Origin of the sequence: Clostridium sp. KLE 1755 (assembly GCF_000466465.2) — a bacterium.
Lineage (GTDB): Bacteria > Bacillota > Clostridia > Lachnospirales > Lachnospiraceae > Eisenbergiella > Eisenbergiella porci.
The window spans coordinates 131,609-151,064 of record NZ_KE992736.1; the positions used below are offsets into that span (position 1 = coordinate 131,609).

The following is a 19,456-nucleotide window of genomic DNA, read 5'->3' on the forward strand; positions in this document are numbered from 1 at the left end:
AATAAATGAAGGAGAAAGAAAAAATTTATCTGTTAGCGGGTGAAAGTATTGATGTGGATGCCAACCAGGTATACCCTAAGTCTGGGCAGATTATAAATACTAAAGGAGTATATGATCAAAATTCACATGTTACCTCTGAAAATCTTCCTCACATAGAAAAAAGACTGGTTGATGATGTTCTTTCTTCCTGGACCGAATATGTACCGGCAGTTTATGACGGGACAATACCTGTTCCTCTGGTTATAAGCCGTCCGGGAGGCGGACATACGGGGTGGATGCAGTGCCATGCAACTTCATGGAGTTGTGTGGCAGATAGAGAAGGGTTCATTGTAATCTTTCCGGATATTAATCCGAACGCTTGGCATTTTCCAACACAGGAGGAAAGAAAAGCGTATTATGACAATGCATCAGAAAAAGGGAAAAAAGCAGATATACTTAATCTGGTATTTGATATTTATACACCTGCGGAACACTTGCTTGTACGTGAGATGAAAGCGATAATTGACGATATATGTTCACGGTATAATATAGATCTCAGCAGAATTTTTATGCAGGGTATGTCCATGGGAGACTTTTTTACGATGAATTTTGCAATCAGGCATGGAGGTATGCTTGCTGGAATAGGTCAGTCTAATGGGCCTGCCTCGGCGGATTCTTTTTTTGACGCGGAAGGAAATCCGGGTGAACATGAGACATTTGTTCCTGCGTATATTGATTTTTGTTCTAACAATGATATTGGAATGCTGGCAAAAGACAGGCCTTCAAGCCGTCTGGAATCTAAAGAAATGCGTAATCTTTCATTTTGGATTACGGTAAATCAGGTAAATCCTTATCCTAAATTGAGAATTATCGGAAATGAAAATATGGCATTTTACGATGGCGGTTTGGCACCGGTAGTTTTTAGGGAAGTGCTTGGTCGTGGACATGGCCAGACCTTTGATAGCGCGGATACTATGTGGAGTTGTTTTTTCTCTGGCCTGCGTCGGAAACAAGATGGAACAGTTGAATATACGGTTCCTGATGAAACGGGATATGATGAAAATGCTGTTGCATTATCGGACGGAAAGCTTTTTGCTTATATTGGGAACAGAAAACAGCATATTGATGAGAAAGGCAGCCGCAGCTACTATGTCAAGGTTACATTTGAATGGCAGGACAGGATAGAAGAATTAGGCCTTCCTCCTGGAACACCGGATGGATTTGAAGATGTGCTTTATGTTCCGGTAAGCTTTCTTGCAATTTTGGGGTATATGGTAAAAACAGATGGAGAATATGCTGAACTGATTAGCCCGAAGGGAGAATACATGCAGGTAGCTGCAGGAAGCATTGGCGTTGTTGTCAATAATCGTATATATTGTATGGAACGGCAGGCAGAAACACATGAAGGCATTTTATATGTTTCTATAAAATGGTTTGCACAGCATTTGGGAAAATATATCAGTGAAAGAGAGCATGTTATGTATATTAACACACACCCCTGTTCGCTGAGTCCCAATATGGCAGCACTTATTTCAGAACTACTAAAGGATTAAAGGAGAAAAATTATATGAAAAAAATAGTGAGTTTATTATTGGCAGTTGTATTGTGCTGTTCATTGATTTCTGGATGCTCAAAGACCGCCCCGATGACAGCGGAGAAAGAAAAGACTACACCAGGCAGTGGCGAAGTAAAAAAAGAAGAATCGGATCCTGACAAATGGCCAACAGTTTCTTTTGCAATATGTACTCTGCAGGGCGTGACTGATATGGATATTGTAAATCAGGCGTTAAATGATTATCTGATTTCCATTAACGCGGGAGTTCTTGCTAATATTGTTGATTTTGAGCTGGGAAATATTGGGACGACATTGACGTTGATGCTGACATCATCTGATAATCCTATTGATATTTTCACAGATTGTTTTTACACAAATCTGACTGGTGCAGTTTCAAATGAACAATGTATTCCACTTGATGAATATTTGGAACAGTATCCAGAGGTTGTAGATATGATTGGAGAACAGTTTCTTGCGTGCGGCCAGTTAAACGGTATACAATATGGACTTCCTGTTGTCAGTTCACATGCCACATCCAACTGTTATGCATTACGTCGAGATATTGCAGAGTCAATCGGAGTAGCAGATAAAGAAGGGGAAATGTTGGATTATGATGAATTGACAGATATGCTTATTAAAGCAAAAGAACTTTTTCCGGATCTCTGCTTTTTCATTGATGCGACTGTGAGTTATGGTATTGGTGTTGATAATATGGGAGATAGTTCATATGAAGGAGTACTTTTGAACAGAGGAATTGATACTGCTGAAGTGGTAAATTTTTATGAATCAGAAACATTTATGAACTATTTAGAATATGCTCAAAAATGGAAAAATGCAGGTTTGTTTCTTACCGATCCGCTTAATGCTGACAGAGCAGTAGCGACTAATTTAAAAAATGGTGTTGCAGGAGGGGAATTCTGCGGAGGATATAGTATTGAAGCAGTAAAGTCAAGTATGAATACATATGGTGATTATGTAGTATTTAAAATTAATGAGCCGGTTGCAAATGCATCGTCTGGCGGTAGTCTGTATTATATATCTTCTGTATGTAAGTATCCAGATGCAGCAATGAAGATGCTGTCTCTTCTGTATACGGATCCCGTAGTTGCAAAATTCGTGGCGCAGGGTATAGAGGGACGTCATTATGTGGTAGATGAAAATGGATGTTCATGGTTTGCGGATGGTAAGGATCTTTCCAATGTTAACTGGGTTGCAGGTTGTGCTACTTATTTTCCTAATGGTACATTAACGTATCCCTTTGAAACAGATAATTCGGCTTATTTCAGCAATATGCTGGAAAGCAATCGTACATGTAAGGTGACAGACGGTCTGGGCTTTGTATTTGATAACAGCAGCGTTTATGATGAATATTCCGCGGTAGCGAATGTTGTTGATGAGTATCTTCTTGCATTAATTTATGCGGAAGTGGATATTGATACTATGTTGCCTGAATTTCAAAAGGAATTGAAAGCAGCAGGTATTGACAGCGTGATTGCAGAAAAACAGGCACAATACGATGCTTTTCTAAATAATAAATAATTATTGTCGCCGTTGTTATGACAAATGGAATGGAGATAGAAATGAAAGCAAAAAACAGTGCGCCAGTCAGAACACAGGCACCGCTGAAACGCAGGTTCAAGAGATATTTACCGGTTTATCTTATTGCACTGCCTGGTATAGTTTATTTAATAATTAACAATTATATGCCAATGATAGGTCTTGTACTGGCATTTAAAAAGTATAGTTTTGCCAAGGGTATCTTTGGCAGCCCATGGAATGGGCTAAAGAATTTTACATATCTTTTTCACTCTAAATGGGCCGCAATTATGTTCAGAAATACGGTTTTATATAATATTGTTTTTCTGTTGCTGAATCTTTTGGTGGCGGTAACCATCGCTATTTTCTTAAACGAGGTTACCGGCCACAGAGCAAAAAAAATATATCAGACCGTTATTCTGATTCCGCATTTAATGTCTATGGTGATAGTCGGATACCTTGTATTTGCATTCCTGAGCAATACAAATGGATTTATAAACAAAAGCATACTGGCATTTTTGGGGGCAGAGCCGGTTAACTGGTATACATCAGCGGGGTATTGGCCTGTAATATTGACAATCGTTGAGGTTTGGAAGGCGTTTGGCTTTCAGAGTATCGTTTATTATGCTACAATTGTAGGTTTTGATAAAGCATATTACGAAGCGGCAGTAGTTGATGGGGCCGGTACCTGGAAACAAATTACAGCAATAACGCTTCCACTTCTTAAACCCACAATTATCATTATGACAATTATGGGATTTGGCAGAATGTTCAGTTCGGACTTCGGGCTGTTTTATCAGGTCCCCCAGAACAGCGGTATGCTGTACAGCACAACTACAACAATTGATACATATGTTTACAGAGCTCTTATGGAGGACCATGATATTGGACGTTCCCTGTCAGCAAGTTTTTTACAGTCTATATTGGGATTCTTATTAGTCCTGAGCGCCAATGCCGTTGTACGTAAAATTGAAAAAGACAGTGCATTATTTTAGGAGATTGATATGGCAGGAAAAAATAAGTTTTTCAAAATATTTGTGAATATTATTATGACGGTATTATCATGTGCATGTATATTACCATTTATATTACTGATTATGGCTTCGATTACGGACGAAACTACATTGACTTTGAATGGCTATTCTTTTTTTCCGGCAAGATTCAGTTTTACAGCTTACCAATATTTATTTTCAGCAGCAGGAAAAATTTTAAAAGCTTATGGCATGACCTTTTTGGTTACATTGCTTGGTACTTCTTTAAATGTATTTTTAACGTTGTCGCTGGGGTATATGCTGTCAAAGAAGGATTTGCCTGGAAGAGGTTTTTTATCTTTTTTCATTTTTTTTACTATGCTTTTTAATGGAGGAATGGTAGCATCTTATATTATCTGGGGAAATGTGATGAAAATAGGGGATACGATATTTGCACTAATTTTTCCCAATTTAATGCTGGGAGCATATTCGGTAATTTTGGCAAGGACTTATTTTACATCAAATATACCGGATGGAATTATTGAAGCGGCTAGAATTGACAGTTGCAGTGAGCTTGGAATTATGTTCCGTATTGTAGCACCGCTGTCAAAGCCCATGGTAGCAACCCTTGGATTGCTTGCTGGATTGGGATATTGGAATGACTGGATTAATGGCCTTTATTATTTGGTAAGGCGCACAGATTTATATACAATACAAAATGTATTGAATACTATGATGGCTAATGCGGATTTTCTTACAAACAATTCAAATGTGGCTGCTTTGAGAGAATCGAATCTGAGCGTACCGACGTCCGGAGTGCGTATGGGCATCGCTGTGATTGCAGTTATACCGATTTTAATTATTTATCCCTTTTTCCAGAAATATTTTGTAAAGGGAATTGTAATAGGGGGAATTAAGGGGTGATTCAAAAACCTTCTTTTTCAAGAATATCAAAATATATTGAGGCGAATGATCAAACAAAATTGGCGGTGGACATTTATTTACCGATTTCGGAGGAGAGGGTGCCGCTTTTATTGAAAGCTGGTTATACTTCCAGAAGAATGGCTTATGAACAGGAAAAAGATGCAGTACATCGGTTCCTGAATGCGGGCTATGCGGTTGCGTTTATGGACGTTAGAGGTTCTGGTGCGTCTTTTGGCACAAATGATGGATTTTTTGGACTATACGATGGAAAAGATATAAAAAAGGTATGTGATACTCTTGCGGCAGAACAGTGGTGCAGCGGAAAAGTGGGGATGTATGGGGGATCTAATTATGGGATGAGTCAGGAACTGGTGCTGGCGGAAGAACCGGATTCATTATACGCAGCAATTCCATGTGACTGCAGTATGGATATTTATGATCAAAATTATCCTAATGGAGTAAGCTATATGACGCATGGAATTGCAGAAAGTCCACAGGTTCTGTTGGGCGATCCGGTAGATGAGGATCCGGGACCTGATTATCCGATGGCGAGAGCTGCAGCAAAGATGCATATGAGTAATCTTCCATTTCTGGCGCAATACTTGCCTAATATGTACAGGGACAGTATTCATCCGGATTTAGGATACAAACCTAATCTGGATATTCCGGTTTGGGAAAAGATGGACCGCATCAGATTTGGCAAGGCCTTTGTCTGGCATACGGGGGCATGGTTTGATCCTGGATGTACAAATAAAATCCTGACATATAAGCATTGGGGAGGCAAACTGATACTTGGACCATGGATGCATACCGGAATTTATCATGAGTGCAGAGAGTATCCGGGAGGTACACTGGACTGGGTACAGGAATATATTCATTTTTTTGATGCCTATCTGAAAGAAAAAGAGGATCCATACAGGCATGAGCCTCCGGTAAGATACTATACGATTGAACGTGAAGGGGGACAGTGGCATTATGAAGCAGATTTCCCTGTAGAAGGAACAATGTTTTCGTGCTTATATTTAGGGAAAAACGGAAAAACAACGCTGGAGCCCGGAGAGAACGGGAGGAATAAATATATGGTAAGAGATGATCTTTCCATATATGGCGGGATGGGGAGGATGAATCGGGATAACAGGCAGGATATGACTGCATATGATAGGAAGGCGGTCTGCTTTACTTCAGCTCCGATTCCGGAACAAATGGAAATAACAGGAATCCCCATTCTGCATTTATACGTGACTTCCAATAATAAGGATGGAAATTTTATTGCATGTCTGGAAGAGGTAACTCCGGATGGTGTAAGTCATTATTTAAGTGAGGGGATGATTCGGGCATCTCATGCAAAAACACATACGAATACAATTTATAATTCATTAGGAATTCCTTATCATCGAGGTTTTAAAGAAGACAGAGTGGAGCTAAAAGAGGATTCTCCGCTGAAGCTTAGTTTTCATTTGGAAGCATTATCCAGAATAATCGGAAAAGGAAGCAGGATCCGAATTACTCTTTCCTGCGGAGGCAGCGGGTTTGAACAGCCGGAAGACTTTTGTCCGGAGGGAGCTTTTGTATACTTTCATTATGGGAAGGAATTTCCGTCAAACTTGGTTCTTCCTATCATTAAACCAGAAATAACAGTATTTCATGAAAAAATGAGGACATTGTATATTTTTAGAAGTGCTGTTTATTTGAAAGAAAATGATAAGTTTTATGAGTATCCATGCCGACAGGTTTATCCAAAAGGCGATAATACATTAATCTATGAAACTTCTGATTTTACAGTTCAAAAACAAGTCAGTGGAAATTTTGTAGAGGTATGGGCAGATTTGAACGGCTCTACATTCTATGCACGTGAAAAGCTTCCCAGACGCTATTTCTTTAGAAAAAATCAGGAATACCTTCCATCTCTTCCGGAAGTTCCGGCATGGCAGGGAATTGCCAAGAGAAAAGAACTATATATAGCTACAGTACCTTTGATGAAAGGTGTGCGAGGTAATCCTAATTTACAGATTGGCAAGACCATGGATTTACGTGTTACACTTTTGTACCCGGAACAAGGGCGGGAAAATTACCCATGTATTATTAATATTCATGGATATGGAGGACATCATCACAGTTTTGATCCAATAACAGAGGATTTACTGAATAAGGGATATGTAATTGCTTCTCTGGATTACAGGCTTTCGCCGCCGAATATCTGGCCCATGCCGGATGATGATGTTAGGGCTTGTATACGCTATATAAAAGCTCATAACAAAGAGTTGCATCTAAACAGCCGGCGTTTTGGCGTAATCGGCGGCTCCATGGGAGGATATCTGGCGGCAATGCTCGCCGCATGTAATGGTAGTCCGGATATGGAAGGCGTTGTGGGAGGCTGCCTTGAGGAAAATTGCCGAATTAATGCGGCAGTTGTATATTTTGGGTTTACAGATTATTTTCATTTTGCAGAAGACTCCGCTGAAATATGGCCGAACCAGCCCGAAAAAATTCTTCAGTCAGACGGTCCTTTTGCACCTTTGGGATGTATGATTGGACACTCTGGAGAAGGAAAAGGACTCGGAGATGTAAAACTTCATTGGAATGATTCTTCTTACCGCGAACTAGTAAAACGGACAAATGATGCCAGCCCGATTTCCAAGGTAACCAGAAACAGTGCTCCAACATGTTTTGTTCATGGAATATATGAGTGCGGCATTCAGGTTCCTATGGGACAGAGCGTTCGTATGTTTAAGGCAATGAGTGAACAGGGTGTGAAATCATTTTTGCTTTGCAATAATAATAGTATGTATGGCGAAGATGATGAAATAAAAAAGGCGGTAATAGATTTTGTCTGCAGGAGAATATAATTGTTCGTCATGGATTTCAGGTAAATATCTGGAGAATACTTTTAATAAGTGTTTTTAGCAGGTACTGTAATAACTGATTTCACAACTTCCTTTAATTGGATTTGTTTTAAAATCAGCTCCTAATAGATACAAAAAAGTTTTTTATAATATTTGAAATAAGATAAGGGGCTGTCAGGAATTGATAGCCCCTTATAAATGCATAAAACAGATGTTTATTCTATACACCCATAAACAACATCCCGGACCTTCACATGAAACAGCTCATTATGTTCTCCCTGCGTATTGTGCATATAAACAATAGAGAGATGATCTTCAGGAGAGGCCTCCGCCCAGGAGCCGTAACCGCCGGACCAGCCGAAGGCGCCCAGCGAGCCGTTGGATGCGCCGGGGGCTTTGTCCATCAGGGTCCGTACTCCCATTCCATAGCCATAACCGAGAATATCCACGCCGTTATAATGCCAGAAATCCCTGAGCTGATCCGGCCCAAGCTGATTCGTTCTCATCAGGTCAATGGTCTTCCTTCCCAGAAGACTTTCACCCTTGTAGCGGCCGCCGTTTGCCAGCATGCTCATAAATACGGCAAAATCCCTGCAGCTGCAGTTTAAGTTGGCTCTGGAGTATTCCGGAGCACAGCCGATCTTTATGATATCGTCCAGTTCCCGGGGCATAGGCTCTTTCTTTTTATCAGGAGTGATTTGGTAACAGGTGACCAGTCGGCCCATCATTTCCTCATCCAGGAAAGTTGCGGTATCCTTCAGGCCAAGGGGATCAATCAGCCTTTCTTTCATGTTCTGACGCACAGATTTTCCTGTGATTACTTCCACAATAGCTCCCACAATTTCACTTCCCAGCCCGTAAAGCCAATGGGTGCCGGGTTCAAACATAATCGGAACGGAGCCCATGGCGCGGACCTCGTCGCGCAGTGTGGGGATTTTCCCATCTTTACAATAGGGCCTTACCGCTTCGGACATGGCATTGACGGTAGGATTATCCGTCACATGATCAAGCGGTCTCATACAGTAGGGAAGGCCGCAGGACATGGTAAAGGCATCCTTTACAGTAATGGGATGCTCCACAGGAACCACCTGGGCTGCGCGCCCCGGAAGCTGCACATATTTGGTAGTATTTTGCCATTCCGGCAGGAAATCATATATCGGATCCGTGAAACGGAACGCCCCTTCCTCAAACAGCATCATGCCGATGGCATAAGTAAAAAGTTTTGTTGTGGACGCCTGGCGGAAAATGGAACGTTCGTTGATTTTAGTCCCCTTTTCGATATCGGCGAAGCCGGAATAGCTTTCGTAGAGAATATCATGATTCTGCATGACGACACAGGCACAGCCGGGAATCGAACCCTGTGTAAACGAATCAAGCAGCTTGTCAAGATTTTTAAAAGTACCCATAGAATCCTCCTTTTGATATGTAGAAAATAATTCTGATATAAAAATATCATAAATGAACAAAAGGATTATAGCTAAAATTCTGTTCATTATATGAGATTTTCTGAGTAATAAGAAAATTGCTGTTGATTATAGCTATAGAGACGAATTAGGTATATTGAAATCATTTTAGCACAGATTTATTAATTTAGCAAAATAATATATTGATTATAGAATAAATATTGAAGGAATAAATAAATCATATAATCCAATCAATTAAAACGAAAACGACAGGGTTATTTATATTTTAAAATTTAGTAAGGAGTAACTATGATTATTTATCTGCAACGGGATCATACCTATGCTGAATGGAAAGGAGAAAAAGAAAACTATACCCTTGGTTATAATATGGATTTCCCAACATTTTTTCATAATTTATGATTGTGTGAAAGCAATTTTTCTATAAAAATAAGCAAAAATAAGAATGAAAACAGAATAAGTTAATGCTATATTATCTATATAAAACATTGCTAAGATTTAGCAAAAATTAGTGAAAAAATAAAGGGGGACACAGTTTATGAAAAAAAGGTTATCGTGTTTACTTGTTGCTGTGCTTGCACTTTCACTGCTGGCAGCATGTGGAGGAACGAGTAAACAAACAGGAGGGGCAACAGGAGGAGCACAGGAAAGTACAGAAGCAGTAGATGCAGCAGAACCTGCGGCTGATGTATTAGCGGAACTTCCGGCTTCATTGACAGACGGAGTGGTTAAAGCAACACCGGAAATGTATACAAATGTTGACTTAAGCAAGCCCTATACTGTTTATTTATATTTAATTGGTGATACGCCTCAGGACTGGGATAAGGTTATGGCAGCTGTTAACGAATACCTGGAGCCTTTTAATACCAAGCTTGAAACAGTGATTATGAGTTGGGCTGATTACGGTACAAAATATTCACTGGTTCTGGCAGGCGGTGAAGAAGTGGATGCAATTTATACAGCTCCATGGTGTTATATGTATACTGAAGCGGCAAAAGGCTCTTTCTATACGTTTGACAGAGATTTTGTAGCAAAGAATATGCCGTTAACAAATAAATATCAGGCAGAGACAAGTTATGCGGAAGCCACAATCGATGGTAAGATTGTTGCAATTCCCTGCAACGCTGAAAAAGCGGACACTAAAATTGTTGCAATCCGTCAGGATTTAGCTGAAAAATACGGCATAGAGAAGTTGGACAACTGGTCGGATTATATGAATTTTATGCTTACAATTGCAGAAAAAGAAACACCGGAATCAGGCATACTTGCACAGGCTTCTTCAGGAAACAATGCGGAACTTTGGGAAGTATACCGTCAGCAATATAATGTTTTTTATATTCTCAAGGATAATTATTTACATTATCAATATGAATATAAAGAAGGAGAACTGCCCTCTACTGATGATATTGAACTATGCTGGAATTCAGAATCATTTGTTAAATTTGCAAAGGATATGAAGACTTTAGCTGATGCAGGCTGCTGGTCCCGCGGCGCACTTTCCAATACAATTTCCGATGATGATGCGTTTGGCGCACTGCAGGGAGCTTCCATAGCCTGGAACGGTACTGTGTTTAATTATATGAGGATGGCCGAAAAGAATGAAGGTGTTAAGTGTGCGGCCTATGATTTGACAAAAGAAAATATTGTGGCCTGCGAGGAGTACAATAATTCGGATATTGCTATTGCAGCAGCTTCAAAAAATCCTGAACGTACGGCTATGATACTTGATATCCTGAAGATGGATACCTACGTAAACAGACTTATAACCCTGGGCTTTGAAAATGATCATTATACGATTGACGGGTTTAATTATGCTAAAGCAGCGAATGTGGAAGCATATGCTCCAAACAGTGTTTCTTTATCCTGGGGGATAAATAATGGAATTTACAAGGAAACCGGAGTGGAACCGCGTGAACAGGAAATGGTTGATTCCTGGGAACCGAGGATAACTTCCAATCCAACGATAACTTTCGTATTTAATGATACAGAAGTGTCTGATTATGCATCTGCATGTAAAGCAATCCTTGGTGATTATATTCCGTCGCTTCAGTTAGGCCTGGTAGATGATGTAGATGCATACCTTGCAGAAATGAATGCCAAACTGGACGGGGCCGGGATAAAAACGATTGAGGAAGAGTTATTTAAACAGTATAATGAATGGCTTGCAGCTCGTTAAATGAGTAAGAAAAATGGCGGATACCCCGCCATTTTTCATTAAATATGCATTGGCGGAGGAAAAACAATGGATGGGATAAATAAAGTGAAACCAGTGAAAACACCGTTTTTAAAAACAGTGAAAAGACATTGGATACTGCTTCTGATGCTGCTTCCAGCAATTTTGTATGTGGTGATTTTTTCCTATATTCCTATGACGGGTGTTGTACTGGCATTCAAAAAATATAACTATAATGGCGGAATTTATTTTTCACCCTGGAATGGTCTCAATAACTTTAAGGCACTGATGATTTCAGGAAAACTTGGAATGGTAACAAGAAACACAATCCTATATAATATTATATTCATATCACTTGGTGTGGTCCTGGAAATGGGAAGCGCTATTTTATTGAATGAACTGCGCTGCAAAATTTTTAAGAAAACAGCACAATCATTTATGTTCCTTCCTTATTTTATCAGCTGGGTAGTTGCAGGCGCAATCGTTTATAATATTTTCAGTTTCGAACGAGGTGTTGCAAATAATATTCTTACAAGTCTTGGAGCAAAACCTTTTGATTTATACAACTCTCCCGGCGCATGGCCGTTTTTGCTGACTTTTTTGAAAATGTGGAAACAGACGGGTTATGGCTCGGTAGTATATCTTGCGGCCATTACGTCTATGGATCAGGAAATGTTTGAAGCAGCTTCGCTGGATGGGGCCAATGCATGGCAGAAAATCAGATATCTGACCATACCATCTTTGATACCAACGATGATGACCCTGGTACTTTTGGCAATCGGAAATATTTTCAGAGGAGATTTTGGATTGTTTTATCAGACAGTAAAATCAAGTGCTTTACTTGAGTCTGTAACTGATGTTATTGACACCTATGTTTTCAGATTATTGATTTCTTCCGGTGATGTAGGAGTATCGGCAGCTGCAGGCCTGTTTCAGTCAGTACTTTGTTTTGTTACGATTATGTGTGCAAATGGATTAGTAAAGAAAACAAATCCTGATTATGCATTGTATTAAAGGAGGAGGGCAGTATGAAAAATAATCGCAAAGCAAATGCAGCAAAAAATCGTATACACATTGGTGCGGATGTAATTTCCATTAATATAGTTGCTTATTTATTTATCGGCATTTTTGCTATAATCTGCTTACTTCCATTTTATTTAATTATATTGGCATCCTTTACACCGGAAACATCCTTAATAAAAAACGGATATCCAATTATTCCTACAGGGGTATTCAGCCTGGAAAGCTATGGCCTTTGTCTGAAGAATCCGGAACAGATTATTCGTGCGTATGGAACAACTGTATGTATTACCTTAATAGGAACCTTTTTGGCGGTATTTCTTTCAACTATGACGGGATATGTACTTTCCAGAAAAGATTTTCCATGGAGGAACAAGTTTGCGTTTTTCTTCTTTTTTACAACCCTGTTCAGCGGTGGGCTTGTGCCGACATACATGCTTTGTATGCGATATCTTCATTTTAAAAATAATTATATGGCTTTAATTCTTCCGATGGTTTTTTCAGTTTGGAATATGATTATTGCTAAATCATTTATGGCGGGAATACCAGCATCTATAACAGAATCGGCTAAAATTGATGGCGCGAACGATTTTACAATCTATATTAAATTGATTATACCTTTGTCCAAGCCTTTGATTGCTACGTTATGTCTTTTTGCGGCATTGGCATATTGGAATGACTGGTATAACTGTATGCTGTACATAACGGATGAGGATAAATTTATGCTTCAGTATTATCTGCAGAGAATGCTGGGCAGTGCGGAGGCGATGAGGTTAGTTGCAGAAAAATCCGGGATCGCAATTACTACCGTTCCCTTGGAAAGTATGAAAATGGCTATGACGGTGATTGCAACCGGTCCTATTGTACTATTGTATCCTTTTGTCCAGCGCTATTTCGTTAAAGGAATGACTATAGGAGCAGTGAAGGGGTAAAGCAATAGTGACAAAAAAAGGACGCATCTAATCAATGCGTCCTTTTTTTCGATAAGCTGTTGGGGACAGGCCTACACTTTTTTTAAATGCGGCACAAAATATACTGGCAGAGGAAAAGCCGGATTCATAACAGATATCATTGACTGACATGTTGCTCTCCAAAAGTAAAATTTTTGAAATGCGGAGTCTGTAATTGATAATATATTCATGAGGCGTCATATCCGTTTCTTTTTTAAAAACACGTATAAAATGATAGGTGCTCATCAGCGCTTTTTTTGCAAGTTCTTCAACTCTTAGTTCTTCCTGTATATGTTCCTGAATATATATTTTCGCGTTTTCAATTGCAGAGGCACGTTGAACTTCTTTTATTTGGAGAGGTGTGTAAATAATAAGTTCCGTCAGGATATCGTTGAGGTATTTCGAAAGCAATACTTCTCTTACAGGTTCCTTTTTAGTAAAAGGCTGGTAAATTTTTGCCATGCGATTCATAATCGGCAATGGATCATCAAGAGAAAATATATTGCTGAACTTACTTACGATCATAGTATACATTTTGCGTGCCGAAAATCCGTCATAATGAATCCATATCGCTTCCCAGCCGGTATCTGAATAGTAACTGTGCTCCTGATAACAGTCAATAAGAATAAAATTGTTTTTTTCAGCTGGCCATTTTTTAGCTTCGAATTCTACAGTAAGTGAACCTTCCAGTACATACATAAGCAAAAAACTGTCAAAATGCATACGATGCTGCCTGTAACCTGGCTGATAAAAAAAATGCCCTAAATGGGTAGGATATAAAAAATATTCAGTTATGGCATCTGTCGGGGAATTAATAAAATAATCCGACTTTTTGTCGATTTTGTCTTCAACCGATTTCATATTTTCCTCTGAACGCAATTTTTGATTATTAACAGGCAAAAAATTATGTAATTTGGATTTAATTGAATTATATTATAAGCAAGAATTCTAAAACTGACAAGTACAAAGACTTCAAAAATTTAATTAAAAATACTAAGAAATGGAGATTAATTTGTAATGGAAAAATTAATGTTTCAAATTCCGGCAGTTAAGAATACGCCAGAATTATTGAATATGGGAGGCAGAGATTTGGCCGGTAATTTATATCAGGCGGATCAAAAAAGTCTGCTTGTTAATGGAAGACGTATTATACCGGTTATGGGAGAAATCCATTTTTCACGTTTGAAACCGGAAGAATGGAAAGAGGCTATTTTGAAAATGAGAGCCGGAGGCGTGAATATTGCTGCTACCTATGTTTTTTGGAATCATCATGAAGAACGGCAAGGAGAATGGGATTTTTCAGGATGCAGGGATTTAAGGAAATTCCTGGATGTGTGCAGGGCGCTTGATATGAAGGTATGGCTTAGAATAGGGCCCTGGGCGCATGGCGAGTGCCGTCATGGCGGTTTTCCTGATTATGTACAGTATGCAGACGATTTTGAGAAAAGGACAGATGATCCAAAGTATTTGGCGCTTGTAGAAACACTCTATACAAAGATTGGTGAACAATCACGGGGGATGATGTGTAAAGAGGGTGGTCCTGTAATTGGAATTCAGCTGGAAAATGAATATGGACATTGTGGAGGCCCGAACGATAAAGCAGAACAGGCCAGGCATATGAAGACATTGTTGCATCTTGCAAAAAAAGCAGGATTGGATACACCCTATTATACAGCGACTGCCTGGGGCGGAGCGTGTACGATAGATGAGACACTGCAGGTGTTATCCGGATATGTGGATGCTCCCTGGGATAATTCTACAAAAGAATTACCCGCGATGGAAAATTTCCTTTTTATTCCTTATCGTGATGATGCCAATACAGGTTCTGATTTCCATAAGGCTGATGAAAAAAACGGAACGATCCGGAGGGATTATCCATATTTGACCGCCGAACTTGGCGGAGGGCTGCAGGTGACAAGCCACAGGAGACCTGTTTCAAAAGCTATTGATAACGCGGGGCATATTATATGCGTGCTCGGTGCTGGCGCTAATTTAATCGGGTACTATATGTATCATGGGGGCATTAATCCTGATGGTAAATATTCGTATTTGAATGAAGCACAAAGTATTGGAGGAAATACTACAGTTCCGAGAAAGAGTTATGATTTCGATGCCTGTATTAATGAGGCGGGAAAAATAAATGAGAGTTTCGGGGTTTTAAAAAAGTATCATCTTTTGCTTTCATCCTTTGAAAGGGAGATTGCAGAGGCTGAAACAGTTCTTCCGGCGTCTGTTCCTGAATCTGCGGAAGATATGAAAACAATACGTGCTGCATTACGCTGGAACTATACCTCCAAAACAGGATTCCTTTTTGTAAATAATCATGTCAGGAACCGCCTTATGGAGGAACATCCGGACGTGAATATATATATCCATTTGCCTGATGGAACACAATTTTCTGTGGAACATTTGCATTTTGCTGCAGACAGATGTTATGTTATTCCAATTGAACTGAAGATAAGCGATACTATAATTAAAAAAACAAATTGCAGCCTTCTGTGCAGGCTCGGCAAAAGAGTTTTTCTGTATTCAGATGAAAAACCGCATATAGAAGCAATACCCTGTAATGATTGGGTAACAGTACTTACAGAGTCAGAAGCCGACAGAGGATTCCTGTTCAGTGATGGTTTATATGTAGTGGAAAGAGAAGACAGCTGTATTATTGAGGAAGATGGCACAAAGAAGCTGATTACGCAGGAAAAGCAGGAAATTAAAATTTATCATGAAGATGGAACTGTGAAAAAGTTTATGGCAGGGCCCTCTGAAAGCGCATTGCTGTCGGTGTGCAGGATGCGGGCAGAATTCGAGCTGACAGGAGAAGAAAGGGATAAAAACGGGAATATTAAGTATCGTTCCTATCAGATTAATTTAGAACATTTGTCATCGGAGTTGGTAAACCAAATTTACCTGAATGTACACTTCCTGGGAGATCGCGCTGAGGTATATGATGGAGAACGGCTAATCGACGATTGGTTTAATACGGGTAAGCCCTGGAATATTCCTCTCCGCCGTTTTCACTATCCTGCAATGTTAGAAATACGAATATATGATAGCGCCCATACAATTCCCTGTTGTTTTGGTCAGGATGTATACTATGACTTATCTGTAGAGGCAGGATGCGAGATTACGGGCGTTGAGCTGATACCTGAATATTCCGTTATTATTGAAAATTAAAGTTTATTCCCGCCCAAAACACTTTTTAGGTTCTTGGGCGGGAATTATTTATGGATGCGGAAGGTATGTTTTTATTTTGTAATGATTTCTAATGTCCGGGGTTTAAAGCCGTTTCCTTCAACTTCTACATATATTGTTCCGGCTTCGTCCCGGTTAGACTGTATTACAGCGAGGAGCAGGCCATAATGTACTTTTCTGGTTTCGCATTTTCCCATGGTATGATCCGTACTGTTTCCATTTTCGAGAACCAAAAGGTGCCCGGAACCGGTTACTTTGACAACGAGTTCGTTTTCCGCGGTCATTACCAAATTCCCATCTTCATCTGTCAGAGATATTTCAAGCTGAGCTATATCACGCCCGTCAGCTTTAATACAAGCAGAATCACATTTCAGATTTATTTCTTTTGCTTCCTTGAAAGTGCGCACCTCATGGCGGGCTATTTCATGTCCTTCCCGGTCGTAGCCTATGGCAATTAATTCTCCCTCTTCGAAAGGAACATCCCAGGAAAGGAAGAGATCGTCAGTATTGGCATATGGCTTTGTCAGATCAAAATTGGGCCATTCATCAATTCCAACCGCAGGATACAAATAAGCTTTTTCACCATAACTTTTTCCGTTTAAAAACAACTCTACAGAAGGACAGGAGGTATAACAGATAACAGGAATGATTTTTCCCTTTTCAACATCCATATTCCAATGAGGCAGCAAGTGTACAGTGGGTTCCTTACGCATCCACATGGAACGGTAAAAATACCAATTATCTCTTATAAATCCGGCCAGATCCACAGGACTGTGTTCGCCGGATCTGAAGGGATAGGGGGACTCACCCATATAATCCACACCAGTCCAGTAAAATACACCCGAAATATAATCTCTGGTCTCTATAAAACGCATATGTTTACTGGCTTCTACCGGCCATGCATAGTAGGGTGTAACTTTGAAAGGGCTGTTTGAACCGGACCTTCTGTCAAGAAGGGGGTAATTGCCCCGGCTTCCCGGAATGCCGCCTGTTTCTGTTATGACCATAGGGGCGGCGGGATGACGGATTTTATCCGGTTCATAGAATAGTTCCGCCCTGTCATTCCAGATATTAACCCAGTTAAATCCTCGGACATCCTGATATTCCATAAATTTTTCGTAGGTATATTTGCTGTTATGAGCCAACATATTAGTACCTTCGGTAACTGGTCTGGTGGGATCCATTCTGTGACAGATATCACGTAACTCCTTCATTACCTCCCAACCGTCTACCGTGTTAACCTCTTCACATTCATTGCCGACACTCCATAAAATAACACAAGGATGATTCCTGTCCCTCCTGATTATTGTCTCGGAATCTTTTATATGCAGCCTGTCGAAATGTTCTGCATAACCGCGGGGAGGGACTTCTTTAGTGCCTCTGGACTTACTCCATTTACAAATGGTCCACTCATCAAAAAATTCATCCATGCATAGAAGTCCCATAGTATCCATTAAATCTAATATTAAAGGATCGGCCGGGTTATGCGCTGTCCGTATTGCATTACAGCCCATGCCTTTCAGTTTTTCAAAACGCCTTTTCCATACTTTAATGGGAACTGCGGCGCCTAATTGTCCTGCTTCGTTATGGATGGCCATACCATGTATTTTTATATGTTCTTTATTGATTAACAAACCTTTGTCGGCATCAAAATAAAGGGTTCTGATTCCAAAAGGGGTAACGTACTGGTCTTCTATGATACCGTCTACTATAATCTCTGTTATCATCTGGTGCATACAGGGGTGCTCCGGACTCCAGAGAAGGGCATTTCTTATTGACAGATTCTGTTTGATAAGTGCATTGTTGAGACCTGCTCCGATAGTCATTTTTTCGGACATGGATGCAATTAGAAGACCATCGGGGCTGTAAATTTTATTCTTTATTTCAATCTCAGAATCAACGGCCGCGCTGTTGCTGATTTCTGTTGTAATTGATAAAGATGCAATATTATTCTCCAGTGAGTCCGTTACGATATAAGTACCATTAGAAGCCACGTGTATAGGGGGGAGTGATGAAATCCAGACATCTCTTGTGATTCCGCTTCCTGAATACCATCTTGTATTGGGTTGTGCGGAATTATCCACCCTGACCAGCAATGTATTTACTTCACCTATATTTACTTTATTAGTAATATCAAATTCAAAAGGAATATAGCCATAGTAATTATTTCCAAGCTTTTCCCCATTTAAATACACGGTGGCATCCTGGTAAACACCATCAAACAACAGGCTGATAATACGATTTTTGTTTGATTTATCAATAATGAATTTTTTACGATATATTCCCACCCCATATTTCCAGTTCATAGAACCGCTTTTTTCATCCGGCCCGTTTGCTTCATAATCCATAAGCCAGTCATGCGGAAGAGTAACCGGTGAAAAATCTTTTTCTCCCTGTTCTGCTTCGTGAATATCCAGATCTCCATAATGGAAAGTCCAGCCAAATCCGAAAAATTCATGACGTTCCTGCTTAACTAAATGCAATTCCAAAATAATCCCCCTTTCTGTGTATCTGTTCCAATTCTATAAAGCAGAATTGAATGACACAAGAACAATTAGTAAAATGCTGCCAAAAGACGATTCTAAATATCATCCTTTTATTAAATTATAATTATCAGCTGTTTTTTTAGCAAGGACAACTATTCCAAAAAAAGAGCAATAAATCTATATAATTATTCAAAAAAAAGTGAAGACACAATCACTTTATGAAACATGAAAAGGTGAATGAAAACGGCAGGTACAAGTATGTAATTTGCATTTATTCCTAATAAGATAATGAAAAAGCAACTTTAATAGATTTGTAAGCAATTTTTCATAATTATTTATGAACTGAGAATGGTAAAATAGAAGAAAAAGCGTAAGGGGAATTATGATATGAAGAGGCTTACCAATA

General features: G+C 39.6%; 12 protein-coding genes. 9 read left to right on the forward strand and 3 right to left on the reverse strand.

The features are described from left to right. Positions 1–5 precede the first annotated feature (5 nt). Genes HMPREF1548_RS18390 through HMPREF1548_RS18410 form a run of 5 tightly spaced genes read left to right on the forward strand, consistent with a single transcriptional unit; the run spans position 6 to position 7,811 of the window. The gene (locus tag HMPREF1548_RS18390) at positions 6–1,532 is read left to right on the forward strand and encodes a stalk domain-containing protein (protein WP_021637943.1); all 1,527 of its coding nucleotides are present in this window, start codon (positions 6–8) and stop codon (positions 1,530–1,532) included. A 14-nt stretch (positions 1,533–1,546) separates the two neighbouring features. Next, positions 1,547–3,073: an ABC transporter substrate-binding protein gene (locus HMPREF1548_RS18395; protein ID WP_035322817.1), complete on the forward strand. Its 1,527-nt coding sequence runs from the start codon at positions 1,547–1,549 to the stop codon at positions 3,071–3,073. Between the two features lie 41 nt (positions 3,074–3,114). After that, on the forward strand, positions 3,115–4,065 hold the full coding sequence (locus HMPREF1548_RS18400) for an ABC transporter permease (protein ID WP_051358435.1): 951 nt from the start codon (positions 3,115–3,117) through the stop codon (positions 4,063–4,065). 9 nt (positions 4,066–4,074) lie between these two features. Continuing rightward, positions 4,075–4,965, forward strand: a complete 891-nt coding sequence (locus tag HMPREF1548_RS18405; protein ID WP_035322820.1) for a carbohydrate ABC transporter permease — start codon at positions 4,075–4,077, stop codon at positions 4,963–4,965. After that, complete coding sequence (locus HMPREF1548_RS18410; RefSeq protein ID WP_021637948.1) at positions 4,962–7,811, forward strand: CocE/NonD family hydrolase; 2,850 nt, start codon at positions 4,962–4,964, stop codon at positions 7,809–7,811. The genes HMPREF1548_RS18405 and HMPREF1548_RS18410 overlap by 4 nt, the downstream gene beginning before the upstream one ends. Before the next feature lie 212 nt (positions 7,812–8,023). Here the strand turns inward: HMPREF1548_RS18410 and HMPREF1548_RS18415 are convergent, their stop codons facing one another. Then, positions 8,024–9,214 (reverse strand): serine hydrolase domain-containing protein, encoded by a 1,191-nt coding sequence (locus HMPREF1548_RS18415; protein WP_035322823.1) that lies wholly within the window; start codon positions 9,212–9,214, stop codon positions 8,024–8,026. A 553-nt stretch (positions 9,215–9,767) separates the two neighbouring features. Between HMPREF1548_RS18415 and HMPREF1548_RS18420 the strand changes: the two genes are divergently transcribed. From HMPREF1548_RS18420 to HMPREF1548_RS18430, 3 genes are all read left to right on the forward strand, one after another. Further along, positions 9,768–11,405: an ABC transporter substrate-binding protein gene (locus tag HMPREF1548_RS18420; RefSeq protein WP_021637950.1), complete on the forward strand. Its 1,638-nt coding sequence runs from the start codon at positions 9,768–9,770 to the stop codon at positions 11,403–11,405. Positions 11,406–11,471: 66 nt separating this feature from the next. Continuing rightward, a complete protein-coding gene (locus HMPREF1548_RS18425) occupies positions 11,472–12,416 on the forward strand; it encodes an ABC transporter permease (protein WP_021637951.1) in 945 nt (314 codons plus the stop codon). A gap of 14 nt (positions 12,417–12,430) precedes the next feature. After that, positions 12,431–13,354: a carbohydrate ABC transporter permease gene (locus HMPREF1548_RS18430; RefSeq protein ID WP_021637952.1), complete on the forward strand. Its 924-nt coding sequence runs from the start codon at positions 12,431–12,433 to the stop codon at positions 13,352–13,354. 27 nt (positions 13,355–13,381) lie between these two features. On the opposite strand, the gene HMPREF1548_RS18435 is transcribed toward HMPREF1548_RS18430, so the two are convergent. Then, positions 13,382–14,233: an AraC family transcriptional regulator gene (locus tag HMPREF1548_RS18435; RefSeq protein ID WP_021637953.1), complete on the reverse strand. Its 852-nt coding sequence runs from the start codon at positions 14,231–14,233 to the stop codon at positions 13,382–13,384. A gap of 228 nt (positions 14,234–14,461) precedes the next feature. Here HMPREF1548_RS18435 and HMPREF1548_RS18440 point away from each other — a divergent pair, with 228 nt between their 5' ends. Beyond that, on the forward strand, positions 14,462–16,546 hold the full coding sequence (locus HMPREF1548_RS18440; RefSeq protein ID WP_198168652.1) for a beta-galactosidase: 2,085 nt from the start codon (positions 14,462–14,464) through the stop codon (positions 16,544–16,546). 71 nt (positions 16,547–16,617) lie between these two features. Here the strand turns inward: HMPREF1548_RS18440 and HMPREF1548_RS18445 are convergent, their stop codons facing one another. Continuing rightward, positions 16,618–18,912: a glycoside hydrolase family 2 protein gene (locus HMPREF1548_RS18445; protein WP_502690638.1), complete on the reverse strand. Its 2,295-nt coding sequence runs from the start codon at positions 18,910–18,912 to the stop codon at positions 16,618–16,620. Positions 18,913–19,456 lie beyond the last annotated feature (544 nt).